Origin of the sequence: Sunxiuqinia dokdonensis, assembly GCF_001270965.1 — a bacterium.
Taxonomy (GTDB): domain Bacteria; phylum Bacteroidota; class Bacteroidia; order Bacteroidales; family Prolixibacteraceae; genus Sunxiuqinia; species Sunxiuqinia dokdonensis.
Genome location: NZ_LGIA01000207.1, coordinates 1 through 16,376, shown reverse-complemented (window position 1 = coordinate 16,376; position 16,376 = coordinate 1). Strand labels below are relative to the sequence as shown.

Sequence of the window (16,376 nt, the reverse complement as noted above, 5' to 3'; positions counted from 1 at the left end):
GGGATCGTACTTTTGGGAACATGTCTGGTTTCTACAAACATCCAAACCCTCCGGGTTTGATTCCCCGGCTCTTTGGTTGTCCTATGACAACAGCATGAAACGAACAAAGGCCACTGAACAGTCATTCAATGGCCTTTGTGAATTTGCAGCTTTCTGTTGCTCCTTGCTGTCGCTGTCGCAACGAGCGCAAGACGGAATCAAGCAAGCTTCTATTTCACCGGTGTAGTCTTTCCCTTCACCTGAAAACGTCCGGAAATCGTTGTGGTTGTTGCGGCATCCTGCCGTCCGGAGAATCCGGCTTGCTCGCCACCAACAGCCAGCGTAAACCAGCCCGGTTCAATCACCCTTTGTTCCTTTTTATTGATGAGCGACAACTGCCGGGGCTCCAGAATAAAATGCACCGTCTTGGTTTCGCCCTTTTTCAGATGAACCCGTTCAAAACCTTCCAACTGTCGTATCGGACGTGGGGTCGACGCCTTTTCATCGGTCAGGTACAATTGCACCACCTCGTCGCCATCCAGGTCGCCGGTGTTGGTCACCTCAACGGAAACGGCTACCGGTTCATTGACATTCACCACTTCGGGAACAACCAGGTTGGCGTAGTCGAAGTTGGTGTAGCTCAAACCGTAACCAAACGGATACAGGGTTTCTCCCCGGAAATAACGGTAGGTCCGGCCTTCCATATCGTAGTTTTCAAAGTCGGGCAACTGGTCGACCGATTGGTAGTAGGTTACCGGAAGCCGTCCTGCCGGATTGTAGTCGCCAAACAACACGTCGGCGATGGCATTTCCTCCCTGCTGACCGGGGTAGCCGGCCGTAAGAATGGCCGGCACATGTTCGGCTGCCCAGTTGATGGACAAGGCACTTCCGTTGATGAGCACCAGTACCACCGGCTTTCCGGTAGCAACAATGGCTTGCATCAGTTCCACCTGTTCTTTGGGCAAGTCCAGGCTGGTGCGGTCGCCGCCCGCAAACCCATCAATATGCACCGACATCTCTTCGCCTTCCAGGCGTTCGTTCAAGCCCAGTGCCAAAACAACCGCATCAGCTTGTCTGGCCGTCTCAATGGCCTCTTCAAGCATGTTCTCCTGCGGAACAGCCCACAGCAAGCGGGCAGTGGCATCGCCATAGTAATTGCGGTAATCAGCCTGAATCGTATAGCGTTTTCCGGCCTCCAGCTCCAGCTTCACCGGTTCCAGGCTGGCGCGGTGCTCATGGTTTCCACCGGTCACTTCCGTGCCATTCACGGTAATTTTCATGTAGGGTTTGCCCCAATCTGAAAAATAATACAAGCCGCTTTTGGGCGCTACAATATAGCCCGACCAACGAATGCTAAACTGGCCGGTTTCGAGCCGTGGGTCAGGCGTTCCCATATCCCACATAAAGTCAATTTGATCATCGGTTTGAGTGAACAATGCTTGTCCTTCAAAATCGCTGTTGGCAAAATATTCACCCCTTAAACCTTGCTCGCCATCTTCGGTTTGCAGGTAGATGGAAGGAATGGCCTGCATGGCCGGAATACCTTCGGCCAGGTTGCTTCCCTGGGCATACAACACCTGGGTTTGCGGGGCCACTTTATTGCGGATGCCACTTAATACCGTTACCGGATTGCTCGGAATTCCATTGTAGTTACCCCACAGCGACTGGACATCGTCGGCATTGGGACCGATCACAGCCAGGGTATTCAGTTTTTTTGAAAGCGGAAGGGTATTTTCATTCTTCAGCAGAACGATACTGGCCCGGGCTGCTTCGCGTGCCAGTTGATCGTGTGCCGGGTTGTCATTCACATCATAAGGAATTTGCGCGTATTCCACCCGCTCAACCGGATCGAACATGCCCAACTTAAACCGGGCCTTGAACAGCCGTTTCACGGCAATATCAATCTCCGCTTCTGAGATCAGCTCCCGTTGAAGCGCCTCCCTTAAGGCCGGATAGGAGTCGCCGCAGTTTAAATCGGTTCCACGTCTTACCGCCAGGGCCGAGGCCGATGCTGCATCAGGCTCCAGTTTGTGATACTGCCAAATGTCGGCAATGGCCCAGCAGTCGGATACCACATAACCATCAAAGCCCCACTCGTCTCGTAAAATGCTGAACAGCTCGGTACTGGCGCAGGCAGCCTCGCCCCGAAAGCGGTTATAAGCACCCATCACCGAGTAAGCGCCGGCATCGACCACCAAGGTGCGGAATGCAGGCAGGTAAGTCTCGCGGAAATCACGTTCGCTCACACTCACATCAAACTCGTGACGCAGCGGTTCAGGCCCGGAGTGCACGGCATAATGTTTGGCGGTGGCCACCACTTTCAGGTAATCAGAATCGCCGCCCTGTAATCCCAGCACAAACTCTTTTCCCATTTGTCCGGTCAGGAAAGGATCTTCGCCATAGGTTTCGTGTCCCCTTCCCCATCGTGGATCGCGGAAAATATTGATGTTGGGCGACCAAAAGGTCAGCCCCTGGTAAATCCCTCGTTCTCCGCGACGCACAAACTCATGGTGTTTGGCACGCGCTTCGTCAGAAATAACCGAAGCTACTTGATTCATTAACTGCTTGTCCCAAGAGGCAGCGATGGAAATAGACTGCGGGAATACGGTGGCGTAACCGGCACGGGCTACTCCATGCAGGCTCTCGTTCCACCAGTTGTACTTGGGAACGCCCAGGCGGTCGATCGCCGGTGAAGTATACACCAGCTGGTCAATTTTCTCTTCCACCGTCAGCCGGGAAACCAAATCTTCAACCCGCTGATCAAGGGGTAAGTCGGGATTCTGAAAAGGAAACTCGTATTGTGCAAATGCATTCAAAAACAAGCCTGTCGCGAAGGCCAAAATCAAGGATATTTTTCTCATGTTTATTGGATTTACCTGTTCTGTTCTGGTAGGCAAAGATAGGTGTTTTTCAGGATTCCTCCCAAACACCCCGATAGGATTTAACACTTCTCTACATTCACCTTAATCCACAATTCCCCAGTTCTGATTCGGCTGCGGTCCCATCTGCAATTCGAGCTTTCCACCTTGCAAAAGTGCTTGGGCCGGAAACTTAAAATCAGACAGCTTGCGGCCGTTCAATTTAGCAGACTGCACATAGCAGTTGAGGCGCGAAGCATCTTTGGCTTCAATCACAAAAGTTCGTCCACGTCCGAAGCGTTCGCCCAAATCAATGGTCACCTCTTTATACAGCGGGGAGGCAATCTCGTAAACCGGCTCCACACGCGTGCCGCCATCGGTTTGAAACAAGCCCAATGCAGCCATTACAAACCAGGCACTCATTTGTCCTTGGTCTTCGTCGCCCAGGTAGGCGTTGGCCACGCCGTAGCCGTAGTAGCGTTCCATAATGGCACGGCTCCACTTTTGGGTCAGCCAAGGCTTTTGTACCCAGTTAAAAAGAAAGGCAAAATGCATGGACTGCTGGTTGCCCTGAATCACCGGATAATTCCAGTACTGGTCATTCAATCCATTGAAGCGGGTTTTGTCGCTTTCCTTAAATCCCCAGTCCAAACGCTCAATAAAACGATCTTTCCCAATGGCCTCGGCCAGGGCCGGCACATCCTGAGGCACAAAATAGGTGAGCTGCCAGGCATTTCCTTCTACATAATGATGATTTGCCCCCGATTTGTAAGGATCGAAATCCGGCACCCACTGACCTGTGGAATCCTTCATCCGGGCATAGCCTGTTTCCGGGTCAATCACATTCCTCCAGTAATTGCCCCGTTCGGTGAATGTTTCATAGTCTGTTTTTTTATCCAGTGCTTTGGCAAACTGCGAAACGGTCCAGTCATCAAAAGCATACTCCAGCGAATTAGAAAAACGTCCCAGATCGTAGGGAACGTACTGGTACTTCAGGTAAGGAACGAGGTCCCGGTTTCCGGCAAATCCGCCACCCACTTCCTGTGCCGGGGTGGTTTGCATTTTTTTAACAGCTTCGAAGGCCTTCTCCACATCGTAATCGCGAATGCCCATTTGGTAAGCGCCAACAATCAGCGGAATTTCATGCTCGGCCACCATCACCGGAACATACTCCATGCCGGCGGGTCCTTTGGCCAGCCAGCCATTGGCATCGTACATGGCCAGTTGCGAACTAACCCAGCGGTTGCTCCACTCCGGCGTGACCAGGTTCCAAAATTGGTTGAGGTTCCAGAAGGTATTCCAAAAGGCGTCGCAACCCAAAGCCGGCGACGAAGGATCAGCCATCGTTTGTATTCGCTCTCCGGCATCGCGCCATTCGCCGTTGACATCGCTAAAAATATTGCGACTGCAAAGCGCCCGGTACATATTGGTATAAAAACGCTTCTTCTCGCGTTGATCATTGGTGGCGATGCTGACCCGATTAAGCAACGCATCCCAAGTTGTCACCTGGGCTTGTCTTACGGCTTCAAAATCCCAACCATAGGGTCGACTCAGCTCAGTCTTTAGGTTTTCCCGGGCATTTTCAATGCTGACGTAGGAAATTCCGGTTCGCAGTTGCACCACGGGATTTTTTCGGGTGTCGAAACCAACAATGGCTCCGGCATCCTTCGCTCCTTCAACCTTCAGCTCCGAAGCTTTTTCCGTCACGCCATTTTCGGTCCAGGTGCCGAAGGTGGCAATCGGCTGATCAAATTCAACCACGAAATAGATGGTGTATTCCTGCGATATTCCGCCACTCCAGGTATTGGGCGAAAGCTGGTGGCTGTATCCTTCCACTGTTTTCTCTCCGGTTTGTTTGATCCAGGCATCCAGCAAGTTGTATTTGTATTCCGAAGGAATGACCAGATCGAGCAATACACGCGAGCCATCGCGGTCTTTCGGGAAGGTGTACCGCTGAAACCCGCAACGGGTGGTAGAAGTCAGTTCTGCCTGAATATCGTAATCAGTTAATTGGACCCGGTAGTAACCCAAAGGTGCTATTTCAGTAGATTTATCGATGCGGGAACGGTAGCCGCCATCCACGTCTTTTTCGTCGCCCACTTGTGTTTGCAGCGGGCCATTGGTGGGCATGGTACCCAGTCCGCCCATCGTCCATTCGTGAATGTGAGAGAAACAGCCAATCGATTCGAAGGTCGGTTCGTAACCCGCTTGCCAGCCATCATTCTGATTATCGGGGGCTAGCTTCACCATGCTGAATGGCATCCAGGGGCCGGGCGCAATCATCCAGCGCGAATGAGCCGTACCCATCTTCGTGTCGACATAACCGGCAGGAGTCGCCAGCTTTTGAGAACTTCGCATGACTTCTCCAGATTGAACTTTCTCTTCGCCAAGCCAAATTTCGTAATCACTTTCTACTGCAGTCTGCACTGCCGGCATCGGCGCTTCAAATGCATACCTCCCTTTTTCGAGCGTTTCCGTAAAAATCACTTTCCCGTCCAAAACAACCTTTAGTTCAGGCATTCCGTCCAGATGTTCCACATCCACCAACAAAGGCTGGACGCGGTTTCCGGCGTGTCCAATTTCGTAGGGAGCAGCTTCAACCCCACGGAAAAAAGCCTGCTGATTATCGGTTAAGTTCACCCCTTGAGGCCCTTGCAGTTTAATTTGGTCGAAACGAAGCCACGAGCCTTCCAGCACCGTCAGGTTGATCTCATTTCCTCCGGCGACAATCAAATCGTCAGGCAATGGAATTTCGATCAGGTGTTCCGACGCAGGGTCCGGCTGACGATCGATGGCACTATTTGCGTCAATCACCGGAATCCGGTATTTCCACGCTTGCCCGTTGACTGTTACTTTCAGAAGCGGCAAGTCATTCGGATTACAGTCCAACAAGTCAACAACCAGCTTCCAGGCTCCCGTCCGCGGCATTTGCTCCACACCAAACAAGATGGTAAGCGTGCTTGACCGCCAGCCCGACGTTCCCCAAGTTCCTCCCCAGGTGTCGCTGGTTCCGGGAACAATGTACGGCCAATCAGCCTTTTCGTCCGATGTTCCGATTAGATAATAGGTATCTTCCCAACCAAAATCGTTGGCAATATACGCTTCGTAGCCGTCGGGTGCCAAGGCAAACTCTGAGGCACTGTTATCGCTTTCTCCGATTTGCCAAATCAGGTTTTCCTGCGCCTGGATTGATCCGAAGATACCTAAAAAAAGCAGGACTAAAATGAATCGATCGTATTTCATAACTTCTTGGTTTACTTCAGAAAAGCCTTAACCACCATCGCCGGACTTTCTGATTCATTAATTATTCGATAGGAATTGGCGGCTGCCGGAATCACAAAGGTCTCGCCATAACTAAACCGCTGCTTTAACCCATTTGCCGTTTCAACAAGAATCCTACTTCCTTCCACCAAAGAAAGGACGTGGCATTTGCTTTCTGTTTCGACTTCAACTTCAGAATTAAAATAAAAGCGGTGCACATCGTAACTATGGTTCTCGTGTGTTGGCAAATGGAATAATTTCCAATCGCTTCCTTCTTCCAACACGGATGGATGAGCAACTAATTTTTCAGGAACATAGCTCCCTTTTCGGTCAAAATTCAAATTATCCATTCCCCTTTTAATGTTGATTGGCCGTGGAGATCCATCCATATCAAGCCGCAGCCAGTCGTACATTTTGAAAGTGAAAATATAGGGAGTCGTGCTGATTTCAAGCACCAGGTTGTTTGTCCCCGAACCATGAATGGTTCCCGGAGGAATCAGAAACAAGTCATGCTTTTTCGAATCCAACACCTGCACATGGCGGGTAATGTCAATCGGCTTTTTGTTTTCAAAGCTGTAAGTCAAATCAGCTTCAAAAGCTTTGGGGTCGATATCTTCCTGAAACCCGAGGTAGCATTTCGCATCGGGATCCGCATCCAAAATATAGTAGGTTTCTTCCTGGGTGATGTTTTCTCCAAAATGCTTTTGAATATAATCGACCTGCGGATGGCACTGGATGGACAGATTGCCGCCATCGAAGGTGTCTAAAAAATCGAAGCGAATGGGGAACTCCGCACCATATTGGGCAGCATGCTCACCTAACACCGCCTCCTGCTCCTGAAACATCAGCGAATCGAAGGACACTTCCAGCAGCAAGCCATCACTTTCAAACAACAGTCCATTTTCCGGCACAATCAGTTCGAACGACCAGGCATAATTTACCACTTCTTTGTTCAGGCCGGGTATCTTATCCTTAATCCATTGTCCGCCCCAGGCGCCGGGCTCAAACCACGGGCGAACGCGAAACAGGTTCGTGGCCATCGTTCGCAAAGCCTTGTGCAAATCAGCACCAGTCATCCAGCTCATTGCATCAGGCTGTTGGCCGTCAACCAAAAAATCAATCTCAGAGAGCAAATGCTGCTTATGCTTATTCAGCACCACCCAATCGACAAAATAAAACCGCTTGTACATGGTTTTGATGGGTTCCGGCATTGATGCTCCCAGGTTGGTGATGGCCTCCGCACGGGCGCGAAACTGCAATTCATTTTTGGGCAGATCGACGTACACCACGCAAGCTTCCCAACCGGCCAAAGCGGCTCCCGGTCCAATGAGGATACTGAGATCAGCTTCTGAAGAAGGCTTGAGTTGCTTCAGCTTCTGCGCATCAAAAAAGTCCGCCAAGGTCAAGCTCGTCCGGGTGCCAAATAAAGGATCATCGCCTCCAAGAAAGGGTTTTACCATCTCGTCAATTTCCGATACTGTCTTCATCGCAACCGAAACATCCGTCCAGTGAACCGTTTTTCCAATCGCTTGCAGTTCGGCATCCAGTTCATCTTTCAATGCATCAAAAAAAATGCCTTGGTAGCCATCAATTACAACTTGTTCACGTCCGCTGATGGCTTGGGCCAAGCCTTTTAAGCCAGCTTTAATCGTTCCGGCTTCCAAACTCAAACTTGGGTAAATATCATAAGTGCCAGCCTGCTGATCAGGTTTTGTTACCGGTCGCAGAAACTGGTCTGTTTTTCTGTAGTTCTTCATTTCTATATTTTCTTGATTATTTTATTCTATACCCCAGCGCTTGTTGGGTTTATCCGAAGCCTTCAGAATCAGATGTCCACCATGAATAAATTCGTTCCAAGGCAACTGAAAACTCGTATGTGAATTGCCATTCAAGCTTGCCGACCGGATATAATGCTGCTTTGTCGGATCACCTTTGACTTCGATGACAAATTCGGTTCCGGAGTAGTAGTCCGGATGAAGCTGGATGCGAACTTTTTGAAACAAAGGCATGCCCAGTTGCAAGTTCGGTTCCACATCGCTTCCGCCCTTTACATCAAACAAGCCCATGCCGGCCATCACGTACCAGGCACCCAACTGTCCCTGATCTTCATCCTGACCATAGCCATAACCATGAATGCCGTCTGTACCATAAAAGTCATCACAGATTTGGCGTACCCATTTTTGCGTCAGCCAGGGAGCACCGGAAAAATTAAACAACCAGGAAATATGGAGGCTGGGCTGATTTCCATGATTGTATACATTCTCCAGCCCGGCAAAAGCGTCTATTGTTTTTCCTCCGCCAAAGCCGGTTTCCTGCGCTTTCAGAAATAAGGCATCCAAACGCTCGTTAAACTTGTCGCGACCAATTTTCCCGATTAGTCCATCCGGATCGTGGGGAACGTAAAACGTGTACTGAAAAGCATTTCCTTCCTGAAAGCCGCGCCACACCTGATAGGGATCAAAACTATCGAGGAAGTTACCATCCATGTCCTTCGGAGTGATAAAGCCCGTGGACGGATCGAACAGCTTTTCCCATCCCGACGAAAGCGCGATGAGCTCGTTGTAGGCCGTGTCTTTCTGCAGGCTTTTCGCCATCTGCGCTGCGGCATAGGCACTGAAGCTATACTCCAAAGTGTGAGAAGCCGAAAACTGTGATGCCACAGCTGAAGAACCCGTGTAGTAGGCACTATTCTCAGCATAGGGAACATAACCCCGTTCCAGGAATACCTGCGTATCGGCCTTGCCCACACCCTCGGGGCGGTTTTGCCAGCCGGTTTCATTTTTCAGCACCGCCTCAAAAGCCAGGTCAACCGGGTAGTTTCGGATTCCGCGGTTATACGCCGAGGCAATGACCTGCCCCATAAAGTTGGTGCCCACGCCGGACACAAATTTTGAGGTCGCAATGCCATCGGCCAGCCAGCCACAGTCGCGGTACACATCCAACTGGCAATTCACAAATTCATTCATATAATCAGGATAGGCAATGCCCCAAAGCTGGGTGAGGTTCCAAAATGCTCCCCAAACCGCATCGGTGTTGTAATGATGATACAACGGTTGCCCCTGTTCGTCGAGCGGAATTTGCCCAATGGCGCCATTGTTTTTCACATAGGCACCGTTGCAATCGCTGGCCAGCCCACGTCCCAAAAGCGCGTGGTACAGTCCGGTGTAGAATTTCACGCGATCCTCTGCCTGTCCGCCCTCAACGGCAATGCGGCCCAGCATGCTGTTCCAATAGTCCTGCGCCTGCTTTTTGGCTTGATCAAAATCCAGGTCCGCAGCTTCGGTTTGCAGGTTGAGCCGGGCATTGGCGATGCTGGTGTACGACAAGCCAATCTTCACGGTAACTGACTCCTGCGCTTCGGTTTCAAAATTGAAATACAGGCCACAGCCAGGCCCCTGAACCGACTCGCCCGAAGCATGAACTTCCTCACCGATAAAGGTCCCAAAACCGGCAGGTACCTGATCGATCTCGGCTACAAAATACATTTTGACCTGTGCTCCCGCCTGATAATTTTTGACATACTCGGGTAAGGTTTGCACAAACCCTTCGAAGGTTGATTCAGATACGCGACGCGCAAAAGCATCGGTTACCGCACCACTTTCGCCCTGCCGGTTGCCAATGTCAAAAATCAGATGCGCCTGTTTTGTCTCCGGAAACGTGTACCGATGAAAAGCCACCCGGGGTGTAGAAGTCAACTCGGCCAGAACACCATAATCATCGAGTTCAACCCGGTAATAGCCAGGCTGGGCCAGTTCGGTCTCTCTCGAGAAACGCGAGCGGTAACCCTCATCCGGCGATTCGAGCGTGCCGGGAATGGTTTGCAAGTTTCCCACCGTGGGCATCACCGCCACGCCGCCAATCTGGAACTCGTGAAAATTGACAAAGCTTTCGATGGAGGTGTGGCGCTGGTCGTAACCCACGGCCTCCCAGCCCCATTTGTTTCCGTAGTGACCGTCGGTTGAAGCCGCCGGCTTGGCCATCCCAAACGGATTGGCAGCCGGTGTGTAAAAAAACCATCGGGAATGTGCTGCTCCGATATTCGGATCCACCTCATCAATAAAATTGGGTACTTGTGCCCAGGAGCCAAGTGTCGAAAGGGCTAATAACAATGTTAACAAACGATATCTCTTCATACTATTTCTTATTTTAAATCAACGGAAAAACCAAAACCTACTGATTGGCTAAAGCTTCTTCCAACTGCTGAATGGCTACATAGAGTACACCGGCCGAACCACGGAACGTTCCCGATCCGCGCGGCTCGTTGTTGATGGAGTACCATTCATAAAACCCATCGTTTTCCAAGACACGCTCGGTCATGGGTAAAAGCTGCTCGTAAGCTTCCTGCAAAAAACCATACCGTACCAGTTGCTGAATCATGCGACCGCCAAACCAAGTCCAGTCGCCGCCATTTTGATAGCTGTACTCCGGGTTCATAATTTGGTTTTCGAAGAAGCCTTCGGGATAGGGAGGATAAAGCGTTAATCCGATTGAAGGAGCGCCCGCTTCTTTCACCCGTTTCACCATTTCATTCAGCGAATGCTCAATTTCGGGGACCGACAACAAACCGGCTTCAATGGCAATGGCTGTTCCGCCAAAGTAGTAAATCTCATTTTCGTTGAAATCATCAGGAAACGGGGAACCTTCAAGATAAATATGTGGAATAAACTTTTGGGTTTCCTGGTCCCACAAATGTTTCCGACAACTTTTAAAAACTTCGTCGCGAACCACTTCCCAGCGCGATCTGGATGATGGAATCATTTCCATTAAATTATCCAGTGCAATGATAAACATGGCGTTATCGTAGATATCAATGGCCCGGTGCGTATTTTCGTCCAGATCGACTCCCCAGCCATGTTCGGGCTGAACATCGCCCCAGTCGGCAGTTGTGGCTCCCCAAAGTAAATTGTGGCTGGTCACATAGCGATTTGTAATCAAAAACTCCATGGCCGCTTCCAGACGCTGCGCTACCGTCATGTCACCAATCTGCTCATCCAAAATGGATTGATCGCCTGTGGCCTTAATGTACTTATAAACCGCCTGAACCAGCGAAGTTTCCTGATCAGTTTCCACCGTATTTTTATGGCCAGCATAATTGGGTGCCATATCTGTATAGGTAAAATCGTATCGGACGATGGTATCCTCGCGGGGCGTAAAGCCATCCAGAATATTTCCGTCGTCACCCTGCATGCGGAAGAACACCAGCAGATTTTCCTTCAACTCTGCCGGATCGTAAAGTTCAGCAGCCAGCTCGATAAAGGTGTTGTAATCGCGAATCCACACTTCGCGGTAGCCATCACCAGCATTGAAGCCGGTTTTCACCACGTCACGGGCTTTCTGCTTGGTAAAAGTGATGGATTCGTTTTCGCGTACTTTTTGAGCGAGCTCTTCGGTTGACCGCCGACTCTCCACAGGCTGACAAGCTGCCAAAAGGAAAAAGAACAGATAAATTGAATAAATTGGTTTCATAAAATGAGTTGGTTTAGGATTTCACTTGATAAAATTTGAAGCTTACATGGTTGCCAGGCAAGGAGCCACGCGCTTCCAGAAATCAGGTTCAGCGAGGCGTGCGCTTCCAATAATGGCAGCGTTTTCCTTGAGCTCCGAAAGTTCGACGCGAAGGCTTAAGCCGGACTTTTGAAGCGCCGCATTCATGGTCGGTTGAAACAAGTGAAACGCGTTGGCAATATTTCCGCCAATCACAAGCACTTCAACGCCAAATTTCTGCAGCCACGGCTGAAGCAAGTCAATCAGCTTTTGGCCAAAATCGTCAAATATCAATTGTGCTTCTTTTTCATGGGCCGCAGCTTCGGCCACTGCTTTGGCACCTGTCACTGTTTTGCCGGTAGCATCTTTGTAGCGTGCAATCAAACCGCGGGTGGAAAAGTAATCATCGGCAATGCCGCTTTCAAACGGCAAATGCCAAATACATCCCTGGTCGGGAACATCAGCCCCAGTGGTGACTGGTAAACTATCTTTCAGAAAAGCGGAGCCGAAACCGGTTCCCAGTGTAATGGACAGCGAACGTGTCGATCCTTTGGCTTTTCCTGCCCAGTCTTCGCCAATGGCAAAAGCTGTGGCATCGTTGATGAAACGGACAGGAAAATCGGCTGGCAATTTCAAATACGCGCGCAGGGCTTCCGGAACATTCAGCCCGTAAATGTTTTCGTACTTGTTGTTTTCGCCGGTAAAACGCGGAATCCCGTTTTCATAATCGAAAGGCCCGGGCATGGCAAAACCGACTCCGGCGATGTTTTCAACGCCGGCCAGCCGAATGGATTCGGCAATGGTCTTTCCCCACGAGTCGATAATCACATCAGACTGGGCATGGTTATCCAAGTCGTTTTCAGCAAAGGTTTTGTCAAGAAATTTTTCTGACTCCCAATTAAAGGCGGCGCTGCTCACGTGGCTTCCGCCAACATCAACGCCAATGGCAATTTTTTTCATGGTTTATCTTTTTATATCAATGGTGTAGGCAAATTTGTCGGCACAGTAAAACCCGATGTTGTATTCCAACGGTCGGTCTCCGGGATCGTAAACCAGTCGCTCGCGAACCAAAACCGGATCGCCTTTTTTAATGGACAAGCGTTTGGCCGTAATGGATGTGGCCAGTCGAGCCTTTATTTTTTCTTTGGAAAGGGAGGGCACCACGTAGAAATCATCTTCCAGAATTTCGTACAGGGGACGCGTAAAATCCTCGTTCCCGGTAAGCCCGATGCGCGGATGAAAATAACTTTCGAAATACACGAAAGGCCCGGCATCATCGCCACGCACGCGACTTAAGCGAAGCACCCTGGTCTGCTCTTCAATTTTGAAAAACGAAGCCAGTTTTTCATCGGCTTCCACCCAGTCGACATTCAGGCTAAAGGTTTTAAATTGAACGCCGCGCTCATTCATTTCCTGCGTGAAGCTATGCCAATGCTGCAGATGCGTGGTCACCGTTTTTTTGGCCACTTTGGTCCCCACGCCCTTCTTCCGAACCAGTAGCCCTTCATATTCCAGTTTGTTAGTCGCCTGCCGCAAGGTATTTCGCGAAATTCCCAACTGCCTGGCCAAATCAATTTCTTTCGGCAGAAATCCGCCATCCTGATATTCGGGCAGTTCAATCAGCTGTCGCAGCAGGTTTTCTACCTGGGCATGCAGCGGAACCGGACTCTGGTGGTCAATGATCAATTTCATCAGTAAATAATTTGTTTTTTATTGGTCTGATGGAACTCACATGTTGCTGAAAATTATTTTCATTCGTCTTTGTGTGCGGAGCAACATGTTCGTTTCATTCGAAAACCCCTCTTTATTTGTTCATATGTTTGAACATACTAAAGTAGACTATTTATTTCATAAACGAAACAAGACTCAAAAAAAAAAAAAACTGCCACTTGTTTTCACAAGCAGCAGTTTCAATAAAATTCAGAATGATTTGATGATAATTCTCTTATTTCTCCAACAGTTTAATAAAGTAACCACCGACGACTGAGCGAGCTTGAAAACCAACTTGCTCGGCACTGGGTGTTTCGTACCAGTCGGACATCGGCACGCGGTCGGGCGTTTCGGTTACATAGGCATGCAAGGGGTCGATGAACTTTTGGAAAGTCTCCTTGTCATCAGCCAAAGTGGCGGTCCACACAATCCAGTCACTCTTGGTGTAGGTTCTGCGGTTATCGAGCGGCAAACCATACTTGTTTTGCTTGGTCAGGTAATAGGCAATTTCGGTTTGCGCCACTTCGGCAGGGAAAATATCCAGATTCATCAGCTTGTCCCACACCAGATTGTACTTCTGGCTCCAGGTTCCCGGCTTGTCAAAAGTCAGACGGTAGTGGTCTCCGTCATCGGCCATCTTCATCCACTCCTGCGCCATGCGTTTGGCTTCGGATGTATATTTTTCGGCTACTTCGTCTTTGCCCAGCATTTTGGCCAGACGGCCGTAGCTGGCAATTCCCATGATGGCTTTTACCGACAGGTTCACGTTGTGGGCAAAGTGACCGGCAAAATCGTCGGTACACAGTTGGTTTTCAGGATCCAGTCCGTTCTCCAACAAGTAGTTGGCCCAAGTGGTCAGGGCTTCCCAGTGTTCGGCAGCATAGTCGGCGTTACCTTCCATTTCAGCAATGGCAGCCGTCAGAATCACCATGTTGCCCGATTCTTCAACCGGCATGTCGCCTCCGTACGTTTGGCCGTTGGCCAGCGGATAGGTACCCACGTCGTGTGCGGCGAAAGGCTTGGTCCATTTGCCGCTTTCGGTATAATAGAAAATCGGGTTGAGCATGCCTTTCAGCAAATCGGGATTGTATTTTAGATACAGCGGAGCTGACGGGTAAGTCACATCAACCGTTCCGATAGATCCGTTGCTGAAGTTTTCCTTCGACAAAAACAAAATGTTGCCTTGGGTATCTTTCACCAGTTTGTGGGCGGCAATACTCTGGCGGAACGCCAGCACACACAGGTCGGCGTAGTTTTTACCACCGGCTTTCACGGTTTCGTCCCACAATTGGTTATCGAACTCGGTGCTGCGATTCATCACCTGGCTGTACTCAGCCGAGGCTGCCTCAAGCGCGTCGTTGATCGTGACCGTTCCTTCTTTGGTCCACCAGCCTTTCAGGTTGTCGCCAAAGTATTGAATCGACTCCAAATCGTCGTAAGCCAACATCACATAGCCCGAAGCTTCATCCGAAGAAACTGTTCCCAGGTTATCAACAAAAGCCATGGCCGGCATTTGCTTGCTGGGTCTGGCTGTCATGCTACTTTCGCCAGCAACAGTTCCCGATTGGGTAAAAGCATCTTTGGTTTCGAAGTAATCACCAATGGCCAATGACGTATTTTCATTTTGATTGGCTGCTAAATAAACATAGCCCCAGTCAATGCGAATGTTATCGCCTTTCTTTTGCAAAACCGGCTGCTCAATCGTTCCGGCTTTCAGAAAACCAACTTCCCCGGCTTGCCCTTTGGTGATCTCCACATCCTGTGTCGGTTCATTCACCGCCCACTCGGGTGTGGCTTCAATATAAACCTGCACCTCGTGCTCAGCTCCGTCGTTCGACACCACCTGGTAGTTGATGTAGTTCACCGGGCGCGACAACAAGTCCAGATCACCGGGCAATAAAGGCGATACAAACTGAAGTTTCAGGTCAACCGGGCCGCAGGTAAACTCGTAGTGGGTTTGTGTAGCCGAAAGCGACACTTTAGTTTGCTTGGCAGTTTGTGTAAAAACCCGCTTTTGATCGATTTCAGTAAACAGGCCAAAATCGACGTAAGCCTCTCCCCCACGATCGCGGCAATGGGCCGCCAGTACATTCTTGCCCGATTCATTCAACAAGGAAGCATCAATTTTCAGCACAACATCTCTTCGTGCACGGTTGCCTGTATTCACAATTTCCTTCCCATTCAGGTACAGTTCAAAATCGTCATCATGAAAATACACCAAATAAAGCGGATCGGTTGGTGCCAGTTCGGGAGTGTCGAACTCACGACGAACCCAGATATCACCGCTATCCCAGTCGGTTTTTGCGGCCTGGTGTCCTGGCGTACCAAACGCGCCTGTCCCGGCTTGCCATGCCTGGTCGTCAAAATCATTCTGCTCCCAGCCATTGGCAGGCGACGAGTTGGTGTACTTCGCTTGCCAGGCTTCTTCTTTTGATAAGGGTAGCAAGGTTTTCCAAGGAATATCTTCTTTTCCAAGGAAACGGTACACCTGTCCATCTACCCGGATGGCTCCAATCAGGGAGTGCGTTTCTTCGGTCCAGTGTTTAACGGGTTCACCGTACAACTCGTCGGTCATTGACCAAGCACTGGTGTAGGGATCAATGGTAATTAAGGGGTAAGCCGGAGCGCGAAGCTCGGTTGTTACCGGATTTTTTTCGATTTTTGCAGTAGACTGCTGGCAAGCGCTAAGGAACAGTCCTGCGGCAATCACCATTAAGCTGAGATACAATTTTGTTTGCATGAAACTTTTTTTGTTGGTTTATAGTTTTTAGGATTCGGCTCAACATCATCCGATTAAAAATTTGCTTGAGTCGAACTTCTCAATCTTCAACCTTTATAAAAGATTCGGATTGAATTTACTCACGAGTCCACCCGAATTCTGGATCATTTCAAAAAAAATTGGGCAAAAAAAATGGAGAACCAATAAAACCGGTTCTCCATCCCTTCTCTCTTAAACACTTATTTTCATCGGCAAATAATTTGTTTTTTAATGGTCCGATGGAACTCACATGTTGCTGAAAATTATTTTCATTCGTGTTTGTGTGCGGAGCAACATGTTCGTTTCAATCAACTATTTTTCATTCG

At 49.7% G+C, this 16,376-nt stretch carries 8 protein-coding genes; all 8 read right to left on the bottom strand.

The window, feature by feature from the left end; all coding sequences use genetic code 11:
* Positions 1–209 precede the first annotated feature (209 nt).
* A complete protein-coding gene (locus tag NC99_RS19600) occupies positions 210–2,840 on the bottom strand; it encodes a beta-glucosidase (protein WP_053188005.1) in 2,631 nt (876 codons plus the stop codon).
* Positions 2,841–2,942: 102 nt separating this feature from the next.
* Entirely contained in the window at positions 2,943–6,080 is a 3,138-nt protein-coding gene (locus tag NC99_RS19595) for a GH92 family glycosyl hydrolase (RefSeq protein ID WP_053188002.1), read from the bottom strand.
* Between the two features lie 11 nt (positions 6,081–6,091).
* Entirely contained in the window at positions 6,092–7,855 is a 1,764-nt protein-coding gene (locus NC99_RS19590; RefSeq protein WP_053187999.1) for a class I mannose-6-phosphate isomerase, read from the bottom strand.
* A gap of 21 nt (positions 7,856–7,876) precedes the next feature.
* Positions 7,877–10,231 carry a GH92 family glycosyl hydrolase gene (locus NC99_RS19585; RefSeq protein WP_053187996.1) on the bottom strand — a complete coding sequence of 785 codons (2,355 nt, stop codon included), beginning with the start codon at positions 10,229–10,231 and terminating at the stop codon, positions 7,877–7,879.
* A gap of 37 nt (positions 10,232–10,268) precedes the next feature.
* Positions 10,269–11,564 (bottom strand): GH36-type glycosyl hydrolase domain-containing protein, encoded by a 1,296-nt coding sequence (locus tag NC99_RS19580; protein WP_053187992.1) that lies wholly within the window; start codon positions 11,562–11,564, stop codon positions 10,269–10,271.
* Positions 11,565–11,606: 42 nt separating this feature from the next.
* Positions 11,607–12,542, bottom strand: a complete 936-nt coding sequence (locus NC99_RS19575; RefSeq protein WP_053187988.1) for an ROK family protein — start codon at positions 12,540–12,542, stop codon at positions 11,607–11,609.
* Positions 12,543–12,545: 3 nt separating this feature from the next.
* A complete protein-coding gene (locus NC99_RS19570) occupies positions 12,546–13,274 on the bottom strand; it encodes a GntR family transcriptional regulator (protein ID WP_053187985.1) in 729 nt (242 codons plus the stop codon).
* A gap of 253 nt (positions 13,275–13,527) precedes the next feature.
* Positions 13,528–16,032 carry a glutaminase family protein gene (locus tag NC99_RS19560; RefSeq protein ID WP_053187979.1) on the bottom strand — a complete coding sequence of 835 codons (2,505 nt, stop codon included), beginning with the start codon at positions 16,030–16,032 and terminating at the stop codon, positions 13,528–13,530.
* Positions 16,033–16,376: the final 344 nt, after the last annotated feature.

Bases quoted from the DNA above. Each gene is read 5' to 3' on its own strand.
- NC99_RS19570 (WP_053187985.1), bottom strand. From the start codon at position 13,274: ATGAAATTGATCATTGACCACCAGAGTCCGGTTCCGCTGCATGCCCAG.
- NC99_RS19595 (WP_053188002.1), bottom strand. From the start codon at position 6,080: ATGAAATACGATCGATTCATTTTAGTCCTGCTTTTTTTAGGTATCTTC.
- NC99_RS19560 (WP_053187979.1), bottom strand. From the start codon at position 16,032: ATGCAAACAAAATTGTATCTCAGCTTAATGGTGATTGCCGCAGGACTG.
- NC99_RS19575 (WP_053187988.1), bottom strand. From the start codon at position 12,542: ATGAAAAAAATTGCCATTGGCGTTGATGTTGGCGGAAGCCACGTGAGC.
- NC99_RS19600 (WP_053188005.1), bottom strand. From the start codon at position 2,840: ATGAGAAAAATATCCTTGATTTTGGCCTTCGCGACAGGCTTGTTTTTG.
- NC99_RS19590 (WP_053187999.1), bottom strand. From the start codon at position 7,855: ATGAAGAACTACAGAAAAACAGACCAGTTTCTGCGACCGGTAACAAAA.
- NC99_RS19585 (WP_053187996.1), bottom strand. From the start codon at position 10,231: ATGAAGAGATATCGTTTGTTAACATTGTTATTAGCCCTTTCGACACTT.
- NC99_RS19580 (WP_053187992.1), bottom strand. From the start codon at position 11,564: ATGAAACCAATTTATTCAATTTATCTGTTCTTTTTCCTTTTGGCAGCT.